Source organism: Thiomicrorhabdus heinhorstiae, assembly GCF_013391765.2.
Classification (GTDB): Bacteria; Pseudomonadota; Gammaproteobacteria; order Thiomicrospirales; family Thiomicrospiraceae; genus Thiomicrorhabdus; species Thiomicrorhabdus heinhorstiae.
On record NZ_JACBGI020000006.1, the window covers coordinates 63,018 to 79,669 of the forward strand.

Here is a 16,652-nt window from a genome sequence, read left to right on the forward strand (position 1 = left end):
ATAAAAAACCCGCCGCAGATTACTCCGACGGCGGGTCTTAAGGCAAATTGCCGGAATCTTATTCGTTGAAATGGCGTTCGGCGATTTTCTGTACTTCCGGATAGTTGGTTTTACCGGTTCCGAGAATCGGTACCGCTTCGACCAGAATAACGGTTTTCGGAATCATCAGTTCCGAGAAGCCGCCATTTCTCGCCGCTTCGGTCACGGTATTACGGCTTAGAGAGCCGTCGTCTGTCACCAGCACCAGCTGCTCGCCTTTGCGTTTATCCGGCACTGCAACCACCACGTGATGGCCTTCCGGACTGGCTTCGTTGATATAGGTTTCCACTGCCGTCAAAGAGACCATCTCACCGCCGATCTTGGCAAAGCGTTTGGCGCGGCCCTTGATCCAGACATAACCGTCTTCATCGACATCGACAATATCGCCGGTATCGTGCCAACCGTCAACCGGAGGCTGCAGAACGCCCGGTTTATCGGCCATCAGGTAGCCTTTCATGATATTCGGCCCTTTAACAAACAAGCGGCCCCCTTCGCTGATACCCGGAATCGGTTCCAGACGGTGCTCCACCGCCGGTACGAACTGACCGACCGATCCGTTTTTATAGGCGATCGGAATATTCACCGACAAGACCGGTGTGGTTTCGGTCACGCCGTAACCCTCGAAAATCGGCTGGTGATATTTATCGGCATACAACTGACGGGTTTCCGGACGCAGACGTTCGGCACCGGCCACCAGCGCGCGCAGACTGTAAAAATCGTACGGGTCGGCCTTACGCGCATAACCGGTATAAAAAGTGTCGGTTCCGAAGATCAGGCGCGAGTTGGTCTGATAAACCATTTCCGGGACAATACCGTAGTGCACCGGCGACGGATACATATAGACGCGGGCACCCTTCAGGATCGGCCACAGCATCCCCGCAGTCAAACCGAAGCAGTGGAAAGTCGGCAAAGCGTTGAACAGCTGCTCACCCGGCAACAGAGTCAGCATGGCGCTGATCTGCTCGATATTGCTGACGATATTGCGATGCGACAACACCACCCCTTTCGGCACCCCCTCCGAACCGGAAGTAAACAGCACCACCGCATCCGCTTCCGGATCGACCTTATTACCCGGCAAACTGCGCACCGAACGCAAGAGTCCGCCCAGTTTGGCAAAGGCGCCGATGGTTTCGCGAACATCCTCCAGAAAGATAAAACGCACTTCATCCTGCAGGGCATCGATCAGCGGTTGCAACTCGAAAGCGTCAACAAAGCGCTTCGAAGTGATGACGGTTTTCAGCTCGGCCGTTTTGCACGCCGAGCCGATCGCATTGATACCGGCGGTAAAATTGATCATTGCAGGAACATAACCGTAAGCCTGCAGTGCAAAGAAGGTCGCCGGCATACCCGCCACGTTCGGTAACATCAAACCGACACGCTGTTCATCCTGCAGCTGCTTCTGCAAGGCTTTCCCGAGTATCGAGGACGCCAGACGGATTTTTTTCAATGTCAGCGTCTGATCGTTAATGTCTTCGACACAGATCTCTTTTGCGTGGAACTGACGTTCGGAATCCAGCAAAGCGCGGAAAAGCGGTTTCGGTTCCGAATTTGCATAAAAGGCTCCGTCTCGCAGCATGCGGAAGATTTCACGCTTGAAGAAAAGGTGCTTATCATGACCTTTCATGCCCTTCGGAGATTGAATAGTTTCCGCCGGCTGAATGCTGATGGTAATTTTCGGGAAAAAGAAGCTTTTCATAAAAGCGAATTTCGTCCCGTCGAGATAGGAGAACTTACTGTAAACCGCACCGGCGATATGCACCGGAAGAATTGCTGCGCCGGTTTTGGCGGCGACCAGACCGGTCCCTTCATATACCTTCATTAAACCGCCGGTGGTGGTGATACGACCCTCCGGAAAAATCATGCACTGCTTGCCCTTTTTGAGCTCGTCGATCATATGCTTGGCGGCGTAAGGACTGTGAATGTCGACCGTAAAATAGTGGCTCATGCCGAGGATAAAACGCTCGGTCGATTTCTTGGTGTGGCCCTTATCGACCATAAACGTGGTTTCGCCGGGAATGAACAGTTCCAGCAAAGGCCCGTCCAACAAAGAAACATGGTTGGCGATAATCAACATCGGTTTCTGACTCTGGTCGACTGCATAATAGTTTTCCAGACCCTTCACTTCAACGCGATACAACAGCTTCAACAAGAACCTGACCACGCTTTTAATCAGCCACTTCATAGACACTCCTCAAGGATTTTTGTAACTTTTTTATTTTCGGCCTTAAAAGGCACATATTTTTATAACTGTCGACGACCGACCTGTTTAGCGAAGTATCTCATCAACACTACCGCCAGCAGGTTCCCAACGGCGATCAACAGCAATTGGTTTAACAAAGAAATCTGTAAACTGTAACCCAGCATCAATAACAGCGAAGAAACCACCATAAACAGAGCATTCAGGATGTTATTGGCGGCGACCATTCTAGCACGCTCCGCCTCGGGGGTAGCGCTTTGCAACAGGGTATACAGCGGGACGATATAGGCTCCACCGAGGATACTGAACAGTAAAAGAAATACGAGAGAAAGGTTGGCCGGCCATAGAACAATCAATTGGCCAATCCCCATAGGAGCGGTTGATATTTGCCAACCGGTCAGCTGGATCGACCAGACGGCAAGCGCCAGAAAAAGACTCATCAACAACAGAATCAGTGCGTGCCAAAACAGATGCAAACCGTTTTTCATCAGTTTGGAAATCAACGCGGAGCCGATCGCAATACCGACCGAAAACAGGGTTAAGTAGGCGACCACGACCTGATCGTCGGCGTGCAGGTCATATTTGACCAGATTAGGAATCTGGCTGAGCAGAACCGCTCCCAGAAACCAGAACCAGGAAATTGCCCACAAACTCCGCCATGGCAGATGAAATTGCGCCATTTCGCGCATCATGCGCCAGGCACTCAGCAGCGGGTTCCAGTCGATACTGATTTGCAGATGGGAGTGCAAACGCTTGTTGATCAGGAAACTGGCGGCAAAGCCGAGAATCGCGGTAACGATAACGGCAAGACTCATCACCTCTTCACCACCGTCCAGCATAACGCCGATGCCGCCGAGAATCGTTCCGATCAGAATGGCAATAAAGGTTGAACCGCTCACCCAGGCATTGGCGCGCAATAACTTCTCCTCGGGCACGATTTCCGGCAGGATCGAATACTTGATCGGCCCGAAAAAAGTCGATTGAGCACCCATTAAAAACAGCGCGGCAAACAGCACCTCGAGTTGTCCGGCAAGCAGGCCATAAGCGCCAAGCCCCATAATGACGATTTCCGCAAATTTGACCCAGCGGATCATACGCGTCTTGCAGAAGTGGTCCGCCAACTGTCCGGCGAAAGAAGAGAAAAGGAAGAAAGGAAGAATAAACAGACCGGCGGCAAGGGTGATTAGAAAACCGGTCTCTTCGGCCGAATCACTTAGCCTGAAAGTAATCAGCAACACCAGAGCGTTTTTAAACAGGTTATCGTTAAAGGCGCCTAAAAACTGCACAATGAAAAAGGCGCGGAAATCGGCAAGATTTAACAAACTACGCATCTAGCCGCTCTTCGATTCGCCCGCTGATCGCATGCAACCGTGTAAAAACAGCTCCACACCATGCGATAGGGTTCTTTCCATCTCTTCCGCCCCGATCGTTTCACCGAACAAAGCGCGATAGAAAAACGGCCCCTTAATCATTTCCAGAAACTGTCCCGCGGCAAGAGAAGGATCGCCCACCTGAATTTTGCCGCTGTCCTGAACTTTTTGCAGGTAAGCGGCAAGCACTGCGATCGCCGCCTGCGGGCCGTGCTGATAGAAAATTTTCTGGATTTCGCTCTGCTCGTGATTATTTTCCGTCGCCACCAAACGGTACATGGCAATCCCGTCTGCGGAGAGCGACACCGCCTGCAAAACGCGCCCGAAATGCGTCAGGTTGGTTCGCAGGTCATCGCTCCAAAATTCGGTATTCTCAAACGGTTTGAACAGTTCATTCGCTTTGGATTTAAACACCGCCTCGAACAATCCGAGCTTGTTGCCGAAATGCCGATAGAGGGTATTGAGAGAGCCACCGGCTTCTTTGACGATTTCGTTGACGCTGGTGCCGGCATAGCCTTGAGCCAGGAAGTGCTTTTGCGCGACTTCGAGCAGTTTAAGTTGCCGTGCCAGACCACGCTTATTGGTTGCACCCTGACAGCAGCCGTCTAAATGGGATAGGGAATCCGCGGTAATTTGACTCATAAGCTGTAGATTTTGTTATTTTTTTCTAGGCAGATTATACCGCGATGGAAGCCTCGCAAGCGAATATATCATGCAAACTGGCGCCAATTGGTACGAATCGAATCGAAAATCGGCAACCCGCCTCTTCGAACACAAAAATGGTTACAGCGGTTTTTTAAAGAATTCCGCGACCAGATCGGTGAAGGCGCGCACTTTGGCGGACAGGAAATGCCGGTGCGGGAAGACCACATAGACCCCGAATTTAGGCGGCTCGTAATCTTGTAAAACCGCTACCAACTCTCCGGATTCAATCAGCGACTGGCAGATAAACTCCGGTAATCGCCCAATACCCACGCCCCCTTTCACCAGCTCGAGCATCATCAGCAAATTATTGGTCTCCGCCTGATGCGGAAGATCGAGATTGATCGGTTTGCCGTCACTATCCTGATATTCCCAGGTAATCGGCACCTGATTGTAGACATACTTGACCGCCCGATGCCCGCGCAAATCTTCAGGTTGCTGCGGAATGCCGTGGTTCTGCAGATACTCGGGACTGGCAACCGTCATCATTTGCACAGAGATAATCTTGCGACTGATCAGATTCGAATCTTTCGATTCTCCCATCCGTACCGCAACGTCGAAACCCTCACCGACCATATCGACCAGACGGCTGCTGAAATCGACATTAAGACGAATTTCCGGATAACGCCGCATGTACTCGGTTATTACCGGCAAAAGATGCGATTGTCCGAAACTGAGGGGCAAACTGACTTTTAAACGCCCTGTCGGCTTATCTTGCAACGAATTGATGCTTTGTTCGGCTTCTCTGGCTTCAAGTACCAGGTTTCGAGTTTTCTCGAAATACATCTTACCGATTTCGGTCAGGCTCAGGCTACGCGTGGTTCGATTGAGCAACCTCGCCCCCAACCGTTCTTCAAGCCGGGTGACTTCCTTACTGATATAGGAAACCGAATGGCCAAGTTCGGTTGCCGCCGAAGTAAAACTTCCGGATTCAACGACCTGAACGAAAGTGCTGATGCCTTCGAGGCTGTCATGATGATTTTTCATAGATCGCCCTTAATTCCATTCCATTTGGAAAAAGTCTTTTCTTTATTTAGCAATTCTAATTCAAATAACAAAAAAGTAGTCTATTTAATAACCTAAATAAAATCGAGAAAGAGATGCATTTAGCCAATCGAGACACCAATTATGGATGGATTGCCATAAGTTTGCACTGGCTGACGGCTTTGGTCGTGATCGCACTTTTCGTGCTTGGACTGTGGATGGTTGATCTCGATTTTTACAACCCCTGGTATCACGACGCTCCGTACCTCCATAAAAGCGTCGGGGTTCTGTTAATGGCTGTAATGCTTTTTAGATGGATCTGGCGACTGATCTCGGTTGAACCTCAAGCCCTGCCGACGCACGGCAGCTTTACCCGCTTGGCGGCTAAAAGCGCCCAGCGTCTACTGTACCTGCTGGTTTTTGCCATCGGGATCAGCGGCTACTTGATTTCAACCGCCGAAGGTCAACCTTTGCAAGTATTTAACTGGTTTGCATTGCCCGCCTATCCGCTGGAAATCGAAAACCAGGCGGATATCGCCGGCAGCATCCACTTGTGGCTGGCCGTCAGTTTGATTTCTCTGGCGTCGATCCACGCTTTGGCGGCTCTAAAGCATCACTTTATCGACCGGGACGCAACTTTAAAACGCATGCTCTCGGCGAATTAAACCGAAAAGGAGTAACTAATGATTACTTGGATTAAACAAACTACCATCGTGGCCGGACTGGCGATGATCAGCAGCTACAGCTATGCAGCACCGGTTAACTATGAGATCGACGCAGGCGGTATGCACGCATCGGTCAACTTCAAGATTAAGCACCTGGGTTACAGCTGGCTGGCCGGACGCTTTGATAAATTCGGCGGAAATTTTGTGTATGACAACGAAGATCCGTCAAAAAGCAAGATCAACGTCAACCTGGACACTGCCAGCGTCAACAGTAACCATGCCGAACGAGACAAACACCTTCGCAGCAAGGATTTTCTCGATGTTAACAAATACCCGACGGCCGAATTTGTCAGTACTTCGATCACCGAAAACGGTAATGATCTTGTCGTCAAAGGCGACCTGACACTGCACGGCGTCACTAAACCGATCGAAATCAAAGCGGAAAAGATCGGCGAGGGTAAAGATCCATGGGGCGGATATCGAGCCGGTTTCAGTGGCGACACCTCAATCAAACTGGCCGATTACGGCATTACCTACAACTTGGGACCTGCTTCAACCGAAGTCTTCCTGCAACTCAATATCGAAGGTATCCGTAAATAAGTAATCAAGTTATTGTCTGCTCCCCCTGAGCACCCAGCTTGCCCGAATTCGTTCGGGCTTTTTTATTTTTAAGGATGCGTTTGCACATTTTTTGCAAAATCCTGCGCATCTTACAGCGTAAAACAAAAGTACTCTCTGAAAATTAGAACAGGAACCACCACAAATGGACTCAACCAGTAAATTATCTACCGCGACCATTGCCCTGCACTGGATTGTCGCCTTAGGCATGATCTCCCTGATTGCCAGCGGCATCTATATGCACGAAACGGAAGCATTCTCGATCTATCCTTTACATAAATCTTTCGGAGTCCTGATCACCCTCTTTGTACTCTGGCGCATCTATCTGCGCATTAAGAACGGCTGGCCAACCCCGGTTCGTCAATATAAGCCGCTGGAAATCCGTCTATCGAAAATCGTCCATTGGCTGCTGATTATCGGCACGATCCTGATGCCGGTTTCCGGGATGATGATGTCCGGCTTAGGCGGTCACGGCATTCCGTTCTTCGGACTGGAGTTGCTCGCACGCAACCCATCTCCGGAAAACCCCAAGGAAGTCATTGCCTACAGCGAGTCTCTGGCTTTCGCCGGAAAGGTCATGCACGGGTTGGGAGGTAATATTCTTATCGCCGCGATTACATTGCATCTTCTGGGCGCGCTTAAACACCACTTTATCGATAAGGACGCGACTCTACTGCGGATGCTTGGCAAATCAAAATAACCACACTCAATCCATTAACGCGAAAGGTGCCTCACAATGAAAAACAACAAGATAAAAATCCTGATCTCCACACTGGCATTATTTACCGGACAACAGAGCTTGGCAGCGGCAAGCGACGATCCATATACCGCCGGTTTGAAAACCTATTTTGAAGAGGTTTCCCAACTGGAAAAACAGCAGGGGTATATCGGAAAAACCTTGCCGATCCCTAAACTGCAACAGATTGCTCCGGATGTTTATATGTCGGTCGGCAGCCAGATCTGGGGGAATCGATCCAATTTCGGTTTTAACAACAATATGACGGCGGTTATTTTTCCGGACGGCGTGTTTGTCTATAACGCCGGGCCGAACGAACCGGTCGCCTATTCGTTTCATCAGCAGTTAAAACGGATCACCGACAAACCGGTGAAATGGGTCGCCATCGAAAACTATCAGGGACATGCCAATATGGGTGCAAGTTACTGGCACGATATCGGTGTGAAGCACATCTATTCGCAGGAAGAGGCAGCGGCCGACTTCAATAAGCGTTTTGACCGGCATAAAGCGCGTTATATGGCCGCCTCAGGTGCGGAAATCAATCGCCATTCGCAAAATGTCGCCAAACACTACACAACCTTCAAAGATTCGATGGAGATCGATGTCGGCGGTGGCGAAAAAGTGATCCTGGTGAATTTCGGCGGCGGTCATACCGAAACCATGGCCGGCGCGATTATCCCCTCCAAAAAACTGATTTTTACCGGCGATCTCGGCTTTAATCAGCGCGTACCGGGGCTGTTCGCAGGCGGAAACTACCTGGAATGGATCGCTTCTTTTAACAAGATGACCGATATGGCCCGCTCGCTTTTCAAGGATCAGCTGGACACGGCAGTCGTCGTTCCGGGCCACGGCACGGCCGCCGATCTGGCGACTATCCACAAGCAAACTATCGGTTACTTTGAAGATGTGGCTGCAAAAATCAAGAAGGTCATCGATCAGGGCGGAGATTTGCAGCAAGCTAAAAAGGTCGATCAATCCGCCTATCGAGATCGCCCGGTGTTTGACCAGCTGGCAGAATCCAACGCCGAACATATCTATAAACAGATGATCAAGCAGTAAGGATTCCATTCCTGTTTCGCTATATTTAGAACCGGTGGTAAGGTAATTAAAAATAAATTCCGTTAAATGTAATAAAAATGTAGCGAACACTACACTTTTAATATTAAAATAGAAAATTCATTGTGATTTCAATCAGTTCAGGGACGGCCATGAAAAATCGATCTGACGCTTTATTTTTTTCTCACCCTCTATTCGCGCTGCTGTTCATTCTCAGCATGAGCGTAAGCCAGAAAGTGTATGCCGAAGGCCAGGCTCCGCAAGCCATGCCGGTGCAAGCGCTGGAAGTGAATCTGCAAACACTGCCTTACGAAAAGAGCTATCCGGCTACTTTGTCGGCCTATAAAGGCGTTGAAGTCCATTCCCGCGTCAATGGGATTTTGGAACAGCAATTTTATAAAGAAGGCCAGACTGTAGAGAAAGGCCAAAAGCTGTACCAGATTGACAAACGTCGCTATCTGGCCAGTGTCCGACAAGCCCAGGCTCAGCTGAAAATCGCTGAGGTCAAAGCCCAGCAAACCAAGATCAGCTATCAGCGTATCAAAGGCCTGGCGAAAAGCCGTTCGGTAAGTGAACAGGATATCGATGACGCCAAGGCAAACTGGGATGCGGCAATGGCGGAAATCCTTAGTGCCAAAGCCTCTTTGAACAGTGCACAAATCGATCTTGACGATACTATTATCCGCGCCGAAATCGACGGCGTTATCGGCGAGAAGCAGTTGGATGTCGGTGATTTGGTCACGGCCAACAGCACTCTGTTGAACCGTATCGTACAAACCGATGTTCTTTACGCGCAGTTTTCAGTTTCCGACAGCGAATTGAAACGCCAACACCAGCTTGAAGATCAAGGCCTGCTGAAATTGCAGGACTCTGCGGGTATCAAATTGCTTGACGACAACGACAAACCAACCATGGACGGCAAAATGGATTATGCCGCAAGCGAGTTGGATATCAGTACTTCAACCCGTTTGATGCGTGCGACTTTCGAAAACCCTCAATCCCGTCTTTTCCCGGGACAGATGGTGCGTGTTAACGTCCGTTTCGGGGAATGGCAAAATGTGATCGCCATCCCGCAAAAAGCGGTACTGCAAGTCGGCCCGCAAAGTTTTGTCTATGTAGTTAAAGACGGCGTCGCCAATCTGATGCCGGTTCAGCTGGCAAGTCAATACGGCGACCAGTGGCTGGTAACCGGCGGTCTGAAACCGAAAGATCAGATTATCATCGCCAATTTGATCAAAATCCGTCCGAAAACGCCGGTTATGATTCTGCCAAAAACCGACGCGCCTAAAAACGCACCTCCGGCAACCAAGAGCTAATTAAAGGGATACCGTATGTTTTCGCGCTTTTTTATCGACCGACCGGTCTTTGCGTCGGTATTTTCCATCATCATAGTCATCGCCGGTTATCTGGCGATGAAAGCCCTGCCGGTTGCGGAATATCCGCAGATCGTGCCTCCGCAGGTTCAGGTAACCGCCACCTATCCGGGTGCCAGTGCCGAAACCCTGTCGGAAACCGTTGCTGCGCCTCTTGAACAGGCGATCAACGGCATCGACGACATGCTGTATATCAACAGCGTGAACTCCTCTTCCGGCGTGGTAACGCTGACGGTCACCTTCAAGATCGGTACCGACATCGATCAGGCTAACATCAATGTTAACAACAAGGTTCAGGGCGCTTTAAACAAACTGCCTTCCGAAGTACAGCAGCTGGGTGTGCAGGTGAATAAACGTTCGCCGAGTATCCTCAAGGTTATCGCGCTCTATTCCGGCGATTCCAGTCTGGACACAGTGTTTATCGCCAACTACGGTTTGATTAACGTTGTCGACGATCTGGCACGTCTGCCGGGGGTCGGTGAAGTCCGCCAATTCGGTTCCAAAGATTACTCGATGCGTATCTGGCTTAATCCGGAGAAGCTTAAACGTTTCTCTCTGACTCCGGCCGACGTCTACGCTTCGATCAAGCAGCAAAACTCGCAATTTGCCGCCGGTAGCTTTGGCGCCGAACCGATCAAAAACGGTGAGCCTTTCACCTACACGGTTTCGACTGCCGGTCGTATGAACAACCCGGAAGAGTTCGAGAACATTATCCTGCGCACTCAGGAAAACGGCGGTATTCTTCGCCTGAAAGACGTCGCCCGTGTCGAACTCGGCTCACAGGCCTATAACTTCAATGCGACCTTCGACGGTAAGCCGACGGTTCCGATGGGGATTTTCCTGCAACCGGGCGCCAACGCTCTGGAAACCGCCAAACTGGTGGATGCCAAAATGGCGGAACTGGCGAAAAACTTCCCGCAAGGTCTGAACTATGCCACCCCGTATGACACCAGCGAATTCGTGCGTATTTCGATCGACAAGGTCATCTATACCCTGGTCGAAGCCCTGATTCTGGTGGTTCTGGTCGTGTTCCTGTTCCTGCAGAACTTCCGCGCCACTCTGATTCCGGTATTGGCGATTCCGGTATCGATTGTCGGTACCTTTATCGGGATGTATCTGCTCGGCTTCTCGATCAACCAGCTGACCCTGTTCGGTATGATTCTCGCCATCGGGATCGTGGTTGACGACGCAATTATCGTGGTCGAAAACGTCGAACGGATTATGCGCAGTCATCACCTCAGCGCCCGCGAAGCGACGCTGGAAGCGATGCGGGAAATCACCGGACCGATCATTGCCATCGTACTGGTACTGGCGGCGGTCTTTATTCCGGTCGCCTTTATCTCCGGCCTGAGTGGTGAAATGTATAAACAGTTCGCCATCACCATCGTCGTCTCGGTCACCATTTCCGGTATTGTCGCTTTAACGTTGACGCCGGCGCTGTGTGCCAATTTGCTGAAAGAAGGCCACCTCAAACCGAGTCCGGTATTCGGATTGTTTAACCGCGGTTTCGATGCTGTGACTAGAGGATTCGGGTTCGGAGTTCGTCAGGTGATGCGTTTCAGCTTGATCAGCATCCTGATTTTCGGCGGCCTGATTTACCTGACCTATAACACCCTTAACGGCATTCCGAAGAGTCTGGTACCGCAGGAAGATAAAGGAACCCTGTTCGTTCTGACTTATCTGCCTCCGGCTTCATCGCTGGAACGTACCGAAATCGCTCGTGATCAAGTCAGCCAAACCCTGTTGAATCAACCGGGCGTGGCGCACAGTGTCAGCTTCGCCGGTTTCGACCTGCAATCGTTTGCACTGAAAACCGACTCGGCAGTCTCTTTCGTTACCCTGGATCACTGGGATGAGCGTGAAGCGCCGAATATGAGTTCGCAGGCGATTGTCGGCCAACTGTTCGGCAAGCTGATGGCCGTACCGGATGCATTCAGTATTCCAATCGGTATGCCGACCATTATGGGGATGAGTATGACCGGCGGTTTCGAAGCCTATATTCAGGATCGTCAAGGAACCGGATCGTTGGCATTGAGTAAAATCGCCGACGAGCTGGTCGCCAAAGCCAATGCGCGTCCGGAACTGACTCAAGTGCGCACTACCCTGTCAACCAAGGTTCCGCAATACCAGATTGTAGTCGATCGGGACAAAGCGCAACTGTTGCAGGTATCGGCGCAGGAAATTTTTGCAGCCATGCAATCTACTTTCGGTAGCCTATATGTCAACGACTTCACTCTGTTCGGTCGTACCTTTAAGGTCAATCTGCAGGCCGATGGCGAATTCCGTGCTTCTGAAAAGAATCTGGATGATGTCTTTGTCCGTTCCGCGAATGGCGATATGATCCCGTTAAGCGCTCTGGTATCAGTTAAACGTACCACCGGTGCCGACATTATCGACCGTTTCAACCTCTTCCAGGCAGCGAAGATTTCCGGTGACCCGGCTCCAGGTTACAGTTCCGGACAGGCTTTAACCGCCTTTGAGGAAGTGGCTAAAGAAGTCATGCCAGAAGGCTATACACTTGGTTGGGTCGGCGAAGCCTTCCAGCAGAAACAATCCAGCGATACCGGTAATCAGGCATTCCTGTTCGGCCTGTTGTTCGTGTTCCTGATTCTGGCCGCACAATACGAGCGTTGGTCGATTCCGCTGGTCGTACTGACCGCGGTTCCGTTCGCCGTTCTGGGAGCCGCCGTGGCGGTTACTCTGGCCGGACAAAATAACGACATCTACTTCGAGTTAGGACTGTTGACCCTGATCGGTCTCTCGGCCAAAAACGCCATACTGATCGTCGAATTCGCGATGCAGAAGCATAAGGCAGGGATGCCAATTAGCGAAGCGGCACAGGAAGCGGTTAAACTGCGTTTCCGTCCGATCGTTATGACCTCACTGGCCTTCACCATCGCCGCCGTACCGCTGATGCTCAGTACAGGTGCCGGTGCCGCAGCCAGGGTCTCGGTCGGAACCGGTCTGGTCGGAGGCATGATCGCCGCGACCATACTCGCTCCGCTGTTCGTACCGATGTTCTTTAAACTCATCGCCGGCTTAAGCGAACGCGGGAAAGGCAAACAAGAGGCCAAACCGACGGATCAAACCCATCAACCTCTATAAATAACCATCCAATCATCACATCGGAACTTGAAAGTTCCACGTGAAACCAAAAACCCCCAATCAGCAAATGCCGATTGGGGGTTTTTAATTTTCGGACAAAGGACAATCAAATTAGCGGTGAAATTGATCAACAGCTAATAAGTGACATAAGCCATTCATCTCCAGACAGCAACACCGCTCCTCCATCGTGGGAAATCTGCTGAGCTTTGGTTGACTTACCAACGCCCATTTTTCCACAGAAGAATACTAAGGTTCCTATGATCACTTATTTTCTCTTTTGATTGCATAATGCCAAGGTAAGGGGCGCAAAAAGCGAAGCTTTTAGCGTCCCGCGCAGCCACGTAGTGGCGGAGTGAACTTGAAAGACTTGTTAAGTTTTGTACTCAATTATTGGCACCAAAATATCTGATTCTAAGAGAGGTTTCTTTTCAAATTCAGCATGGGTGAGAAAAGTAATATCTATAGGAATATCAAACTCTATAGAAAGTGACGACATTAAGGATTTGACTGAGTAATAATCGTCAAGCGGATTAAGTGAAGACCTACTAGACACAAACAACAAATCGATGTCATTAAATTCTGAGCATCTAAAAAAAGACCCAAAACCATAAACTCCATGAAGGTTAGGATGCTCTCGTAAAGTAGATTGGATTGCCGTCACTATCTCTTTTATGGTAATCCCAGCATTCATCTTTCCAAAGCGCTCCAGACATTTCATCAGAAACATACAATCCTATTTCAGATTCTAAACAAAACTCTTTAGCTTCTTCTGTATAACCACACCATCCGCCACCAATGTAGATTAAATCTATCTCTCCAAACTCAGCCAAAGCTCTTTGGACTAAAGTCAACCCCATGGTGTACTCGCGAACGCACAAAATCCTTAATGTATCATTTTGGTTCTGACGCTGAACTTCAAAGAGTATGTCGTGATCTCGTGAGACCGATGTAACGTTATCATGATTATTCAACAATCGATCTAGCCACATGATGTGGCTAAACGGCACTCCCCAGTCATTGCTTCCGTTCGTCATATTTCAAAGACCTCTCTAAATTCTTCTGGAAATGTTGCATATCTATCAAGTCGACAATACTGATTTGCTTCGAATGATGACGCGTGATGTTTAAAGAGTAAAAATGCCTTGTACTCAGTGAGGGGAAGTAGCTTTATATTTGCCTCAATCAGATTCGTAATTTTCTGGTTGTTAGGAATAACAGTGTCTAGCTTTTTAATATTCCATAGCTTATAGGCGTTTGAGCCAGGGTCTTCTCGGGCAGTTTTGGACTGAGGCCCTAATTCTTTCCAAAGTAACTTGTTCTCGAGAAGGAGCTTGGATACTTCTCCCTTTAGTGCATCTAGGTTATCAAAAACCGCATCGCTGAATTGCGACCGGATCGCCGATTCATGGTCTTTTTTCCATTGATGAAGTTGTTCAACTGTAAAAGTGCCTTCGGGCGATTTATCAATATGACGGTGGCATGTTGGGCACAACAAAATCAGGTTCTCGTATCCATCGGATCCTCCCCCTTGTTCGCCACGAGGCCCACCTTCGCTCTTCGCAATGATATGAGCCATCTCCCCGACGTTGTAACTTTTCGCTTCTTGCAGAATGGCAGTTAAGTCAGCGCGACAAGAAGGGTTAGAACATATGCCCGCAGCCCGCCCCCATAACAATTTACTATCTGCATCATTTATCGCCATAGCTTGCTATCCATCGAAGAAACTTAACGTTTTGCTCAGCGGAAAATCACCTGTGGAGCCGATAGGTGCAGCAGGTGAGTTTTCCGCTGAAGCTGTTTGTTAGGAGTTTTTCCATTCGAAACCAATCCCATTATGACTTAAAACTTCTCCTGCTTTACCTTGTGAAAGAACCCCACCGATCATTCTAAGTTTCGAACCTTTGTAGTCAATGTGGAATAGAAAACTTATACCATCAATTTTCCTATTTGATTTTGGTATTGCTGTGGCAAGGAAATACATGTCCCGTATCCTTCCCTCAAGGTGATATTCATCTGCTTCTTCATTTATATTTTTATGAGTATAACCACCCTTTATGGTCTCTCCTTTTTGGCTTAGAGATAAACGCATGAACATATCATTTTCTTCCATTGTTTCTTTAGCGTCTTCATTACCACTTAAAACAGTTGCCTCCCATTCTCCATCTATTCTTACACCTCGATATATTTTGTCTGCATACCAGGGAATAATGACTCTACGAATAAATTCACTTAATAAAATAAAAAGTGCAGTAGCAACTAAACTGCTACTTATCCCTATGATTAACGAAAGTCCGATATTGCCCACTTTTTACTCCTAACTATTATTAGACATCCTAAATGCTGGATATTGCGTATGTCAATCACTGTTTTTATCGCCGTTTTATATAGAAATTTAGTGGCTATAAAGTTTGTAATAACTTGATCTTTATACACTTTTAATTCATATTTTCGTTTTTATGCGGCATAAATGATTTTTTATAAATCAAGTCAATCGGTTTTCTGAGTTAAAACCCGTAAACTTTATTGCTTAAGCCTGCCTGTCCCTAGTATTTTTTGAGTGGCTGAGAGCTTATTTATTGATGATCTGATATCTAAGCCGTTTGAATGCTTACAGGTTGCAGGTGTTTGTAACTGAATTAATTCTGTATGATTAAAAATCAATTACTTACTCAGACAGGAAGAGAAAGAATGAACCCATTAGACATTTTGAATTTCTGGTACACACCGCCGATGTCGGAGCATTGGTTCAGCTCGACGCCGGAAATCGATGCGGAGATTCGCGAGAAATTTGAGTCGGTATGGGAAAAGGCGGCTGAGGGTAAGTTGGATGCTTGGAAAGAAACCGCCGAAGGTTGTCTGGCGTTGTGTATAGTTCTCGATCAGTTTCCATTGAACATGTTTCGCGGCGAGGCCAAGAGTTTCTCGACCGAGCAGCAGGCGGTTGCGGTGTGTAAATACGCGGTTGAAAAAGGCTTGGATCAGCAGCTTCCGATAGAACGCCGAACCTTTTTGTATATGCCGTTAATGCATAGCGAACATCTGGCCGATCAGGATGAATCGGTGCGTCTGTTTGAGGCTTCCAAGCTGGAAAACAATATTAAATTTGCCCACCATCACCGCGAGATCGTACGTCAATACGGCCGCTTTCCACACCGTAATGCGATTCTCGGCCGCGGAAGCACACAGGCCGAAATTGATTATCTCAATTCGCCGCAAGCCTTTACCGGCTAGGGCTTAACATCACGATAAAAGTTTTCGTGGCTTCCCAATGCCAACAATTCTAAAACCAGTTGTTCTTCTTGGTAAGAGTACCCTAAAAGCGTTTCTTGTTTAACCATTTTGAATTTGTAAACTCTTAAATAAGATAAGTCGCCTTTTTTCTTTATTCCGAGCTCGGGGTTCTGGATCAAGCATTTGACGGCCTCATCTAGGTCCTTCTTTTGATTCGGATGAAGCTTCTTCACGGCTTTTTTAAAGTTAGGCGCTTGAAGAATATGCTTAACCAAACTCATAAGGTTCCAGCTTTCCGGCCTCGATTTCCGCTTTAGCGATAATTGCCTGTCTGACAAATTCATACGGCAAATCCGGATTGTCTTCCATCATTTCCCCGATTTTCGCCCAGTGTTCAATCTGCTTGGGAACCGTTCGGTTAAATGCTTTCGCCATAATACCCGCCTTCTCAACGAGAGACTCGTCAAGCCGAATACTTGTTGTAGCCATATCAAAACCCCTTGTTGTGGCAAATAAAAACCAATTGTAGCAAAACGCTACAATTGATTCAATAAGCGACAATATCTTCCTTTTGGA

General features: G+C 48.7%; 18 protein-coding genes. 7 read left to right on the top strand and 11 right to left on the bottom strand.

The window, feature by feature from the left end:
* Window positions 1-58: 58 nt before the first annotated feature.
* The 4 genes from H8792_RS05220 to H8792_RS05235 all read right to left on the bottom strand — a co-directional run bounded on the left by H8792_RS05220 (window position 59) and on the right by H8792_RS05235 (window position 5,295).
* Window positions 59-2,221 (bottom strand): AMP-binding protein, encoded by a 2,163-nt coding sequence (locus tag H8792_RS05220; RefSeq protein ID WP_185977883.1) that lies wholly within the window; start codon window positions 2,219-2,221, stop codon window positions 59-61.
* Window positions 2,222-2,280: 59 nt separating this feature from the next.
* Window positions 2,281-3,567 carry an MFS transporter gene (locus H8792_RS05225; protein WP_185977884.1) on the bottom strand — a complete coding sequence of 429 codons (1,287 nt, stop codon included), beginning with the start codon at window positions 3,565-3,567 and terminating at the stop codon, window positions 2,281-2,283.
* Window positions 3,568-4,248: a TetR/AcrR family transcriptional regulator gene (locus tag H8792_RS05230; RefSeq protein WP_185977885.1), complete on the bottom strand. Its 681-nt coding sequence runs from the start codon at window positions 4,246-4,248 to the stop codon at window positions 3,568-3,570.
* A gap of 141 nt (window positions 4,249-4,389) precedes the next feature.
* Window positions 4,390-5,295: a LysR family transcriptional regulator gene (locus H8792_RS05235; RefSeq protein ID WP_185977886.1), complete on the bottom strand. Its 906-nt coding sequence runs from the start codon at window positions 5,293-5,295 to the stop codon at window positions 4,390-4,392.
* A 113-nt stretch (window positions 5,296-5,408) separates the two neighbouring features.
* Here H8792_RS05235 and H8792_RS05240 point away from each other — a divergent pair, with 113 nt between their 5' ends.
* The 6 genes from H8792_RS05240 to H8792_RS05265 all read left to right on the top strand — a co-directional run bounded on the left by H8792_RS05240 (window position 5,409) and on the right by H8792_RS05265 (window position 12,845).
* The gene (locus tag H8792_RS05240; RefSeq protein ID WP_185977887.1) at window positions 5,409-5,957 is read left to right on the top strand and encodes a cytochrome b; all 549 of its coding nucleotides are present in this window, start codon (window positions 5,409-5,411) and stop codon (window positions 5,955-5,957) included.
* A gap of 18 nt (window positions 5,958-5,975) precedes the next feature.
* Entirely contained in the window at window positions 5,976-6,557 is a 582-nt protein-coding gene (locus H8792_RS05245) for a YceI family protein (RefSeq protein ID WP_228766959.1), read from the top strand.
* 163 nt (window positions 6,558-6,720) lie between these two features.
* Window positions 6,721-7,275 carry a cytochrome b gene (locus H8792_RS05250; RefSeq protein ID WP_185977888.1) on the top strand — a complete coding sequence of 185 codons (555 nt, stop codon included), beginning with the start codon at window positions 6,721-6,723 and terminating at the stop codon, window positions 7,273-7,275.
* A gap of 36 nt (window positions 7,276-7,311) precedes the next feature.
* Window positions 7,312-8,370 carry an MBL fold metallo-hydrolase gene (locus H8792_RS05255; protein WP_185977889.1) on the top strand — a complete coding sequence of 353 codons (1,059 nt, stop codon included), beginning with the start codon at window positions 7,312-7,314 and terminating at the stop codon, window positions 8,368-8,370.
* A gap of 149 nt (window positions 8,371-8,519) precedes the next feature.
* On the top strand, window positions 8,520-9,683 hold the full coding sequence (locus tag H8792_RS05260; protein WP_185977890.1) for an efflux RND transporter periplasmic adaptor subunit: 1,164 nt from the start codon (window positions 8,520-8,522) through the stop codon (window positions 9,681-9,683).
* Window positions 9,684-9,698: 15 nt separating this feature from the next.
* Complete coding sequence (locus H8792_RS05265) at window positions 9,699-12,845, top strand: efflux RND transporter permease subunit (protein WP_185977891.1); 3,147 nt, start codon at window positions 9,699-9,701, stop codon at window positions 12,843-12,845.
* 127 nt (window positions 12,846-12,972) lie between these two features.
* Here H8792_RS05265 and H8792_RS12740 read toward each other — a convergent pair whose 3' ends face one another.
* From H8792_RS12740 to H8792_RS05280, 5 genes are all read right to left on the bottom strand, one after another.
* Window positions 12,973-13,110 carry an AAA family ATPase gene (locus H8792_RS12740; RefSeq protein ID WP_324187597.1) on the bottom strand — a complete coding sequence of 46 codons (138 nt, stop codon included), beginning with the start codon at window positions 13,108-13,110 and terminating at the stop codon, window positions 12,973-12,975.
* A gap of 105 nt (window positions 13,111-13,215) precedes the next feature.
* The gene (locus tag H8792_RS12790) at window positions 13,216-13,572 is read right to left on the bottom strand and encodes a hypothetical protein (protein WP_407701663.1); all 357 of its coding nucleotides are present in this window, start codon (window positions 13,570-13,572) and stop codon (window positions 13,216-13,218) included.
* Window positions 13,469-13,879, bottom strand: coding sequence for a hypothetical protein (locus H8792_RS05270; protein ID WP_185977892.1), 411 nt, complete (start codon window positions 13,877-13,879; stop codon window positions 13,469-13,471). The genes H8792_RS12790 and H8792_RS05270 overlap by 104 nt, the downstream gene beginning before the upstream one ends.
* Window positions 13,876-14,547 (bottom strand): HNH endonuclease, encoded by a 672-nt coding sequence (locus H8792_RS05275; RefSeq protein ID WP_185977893.1) that lies wholly within the window; start codon window positions 14,545-14,547, stop codon window positions 13,876-13,878. The genes H8792_RS05270 and H8792_RS05275 overlap by 4 nt, the downstream gene beginning before the upstream one ends.
* A 99-nt stretch (window positions 14,548-14,646) precedes the next feature.
* On the bottom strand, window positions 14,647-15,150 hold the full coding sequence (locus H8792_RS05280; protein WP_185977894.1) for a hypothetical protein: 504 nt from the start codon (window positions 15,148-15,150) through the stop codon (window positions 14,647-14,649).
* A 383-nt stretch (window positions 15,151-15,533) separates the two neighbouring features.
* Here H8792_RS05280 and H8792_RS05285 point away from each other — a divergent pair, with 383 nt between their 5' ends.
* Complete coding sequence (locus H8792_RS05285) at window positions 15,534-16,076, top strand: DUF924 family protein (RefSeq protein ID WP_185977895.1); 543 nt, start codon at window positions 15,534-15,536, stop codon at window positions 16,074-16,076.
* Here H8792_RS05285 and H8792_RS05290 read toward each other — a convergent pair.
* Window positions 16,073-16,357: a type II toxin-antitoxin system RelE/ParE family toxin gene (locus H8792_RS05290; RefSeq protein WP_185977896.1), complete on the bottom strand. Its 285-nt coding sequence runs from the start codon at window positions 16,355-16,357 to the stop codon at window positions 16,073-16,075. The two genes, H8792_RS05285 and H8792_RS05290, sit on opposite strands and share 4 nt — an antisense overlap.
* Window positions 16,344-16,565 (bottom strand): TA system antitoxin ParD family protein, encoded by a 222-nt coding sequence (locus H8792_RS05295; RefSeq protein ID WP_185977897.1) that lies wholly within the window; start codon window positions 16,563-16,565, stop codon window positions 16,344-16,346. The genes H8792_RS05290 and H8792_RS05295 overlap by 14 nt, the downstream gene beginning before the upstream one ends.
* Window positions 16,566-16,652: the final 87 nt, after the last annotated feature.

Coding starts and splice junctions, on each gene's coding strand:
- H8792_RS05275 (WP_185977893.1), bottom strand. CDS start 14,547: ATGGCGATAAATGATGCAGATAGTAAATTGTTATGGGGGCGGGCTGCG.
- H8792_RS05235 (WP_185977886.1), bottom strand. CDS start 5,295: ATGAAAAATCATCATGACAGCCTCGAAGGCATCAGCACTTTCGTTCAG.
- H8792_RS05240 (WP_185977887.1), top strand. CDS start 5,409: ATGCATTTAGCCAATCGAGACACCAATTATGGATGGATTGCCATAAGT.
- H8792_RS05270 (WP_185977892.1), bottom strand. CDS start 13,879: ATGACGAACGGAAGCAATGACTGGGGAGTGCCGTTTAGCCACATCATG.
- H8792_RS12790 (WP_407701663.1), bottom strand. CDS start 13,572: ATGTTTCTGATGAAATGTCTGGAGCGCTTTGGAAAGATGAATGCTGGG.
- H8792_RS05225 (WP_185977884.1), bottom strand. CDS start 3,567: ATGCGTAGTTTGTTAAATCTTGCCGATTTCCGCGCCTTTTTCATTGTG.
- H8792_RS05255 (WP_185977889.1), top strand. CDS start 7,312: ATGAAAAACAACAAGATAAAAATCCTGATCTCCACACTGGCATTATTT.
- H8792_RS05230 (WP_185977885.1), bottom strand. CDS start 4,248: ATGAGTCAAATTACCGCGGATTCCCTATCCCATTTAGACGGCTGCTGT.
- H8792_RS05260 (WP_185977890.1), top strand. CDS start 8,520: ATGAAAAATCGATCTGACGCTTTATTTTTTTCTCACCCTCTATTCGCG.
- H8792_RS05290 (WP_185977896.1), bottom strand. CDS start 16,357: ATGAGTTTGGTTAAGCATATTCTTCAAGCGCCTAACTTTAAAAAAGCC.
- H8792_RS05245 (WP_228766959.1), top strand. CDS start 5,976: ATGATTACTTGGATTAAACAAACTACCATCGTGGCCGGACTGGCGATG.
- H8792_RS05295 (WP_185977897.1), bottom strand. CDS start 16,565: ATGGCTACAACAAGTATTCGGCTTGACGAGTCTCTCGTTGAGAAGGCG.
- H8792_RS05265 (WP_185977891.1), top strand. CDS start 9,699: ATGTTTTCGCGCTTTTTTATCGACCGACCGGTCTTTGCGTCGGTATTT.
- H8792_RS05250 (WP_185977888.1), top strand. CDS start 6,721: ATGGACTCAACCAGTAAATTATCTACCGCGACCATTGCCCTGCACTGG.
- H8792_RS05220 (WP_185977883.1), bottom strand. CDS start 2,221: ATGAAGTGGCTGATTAAAAGCGTGGTCAGGTTCTTGTTGAAGCTGTTG.
- H8792_RS05285 (WP_185977895.1), top strand. CDS start 15,534: ATGAACCCATTAGACATTTTGAATTTCTGGTACACACCGCCGATGTCG.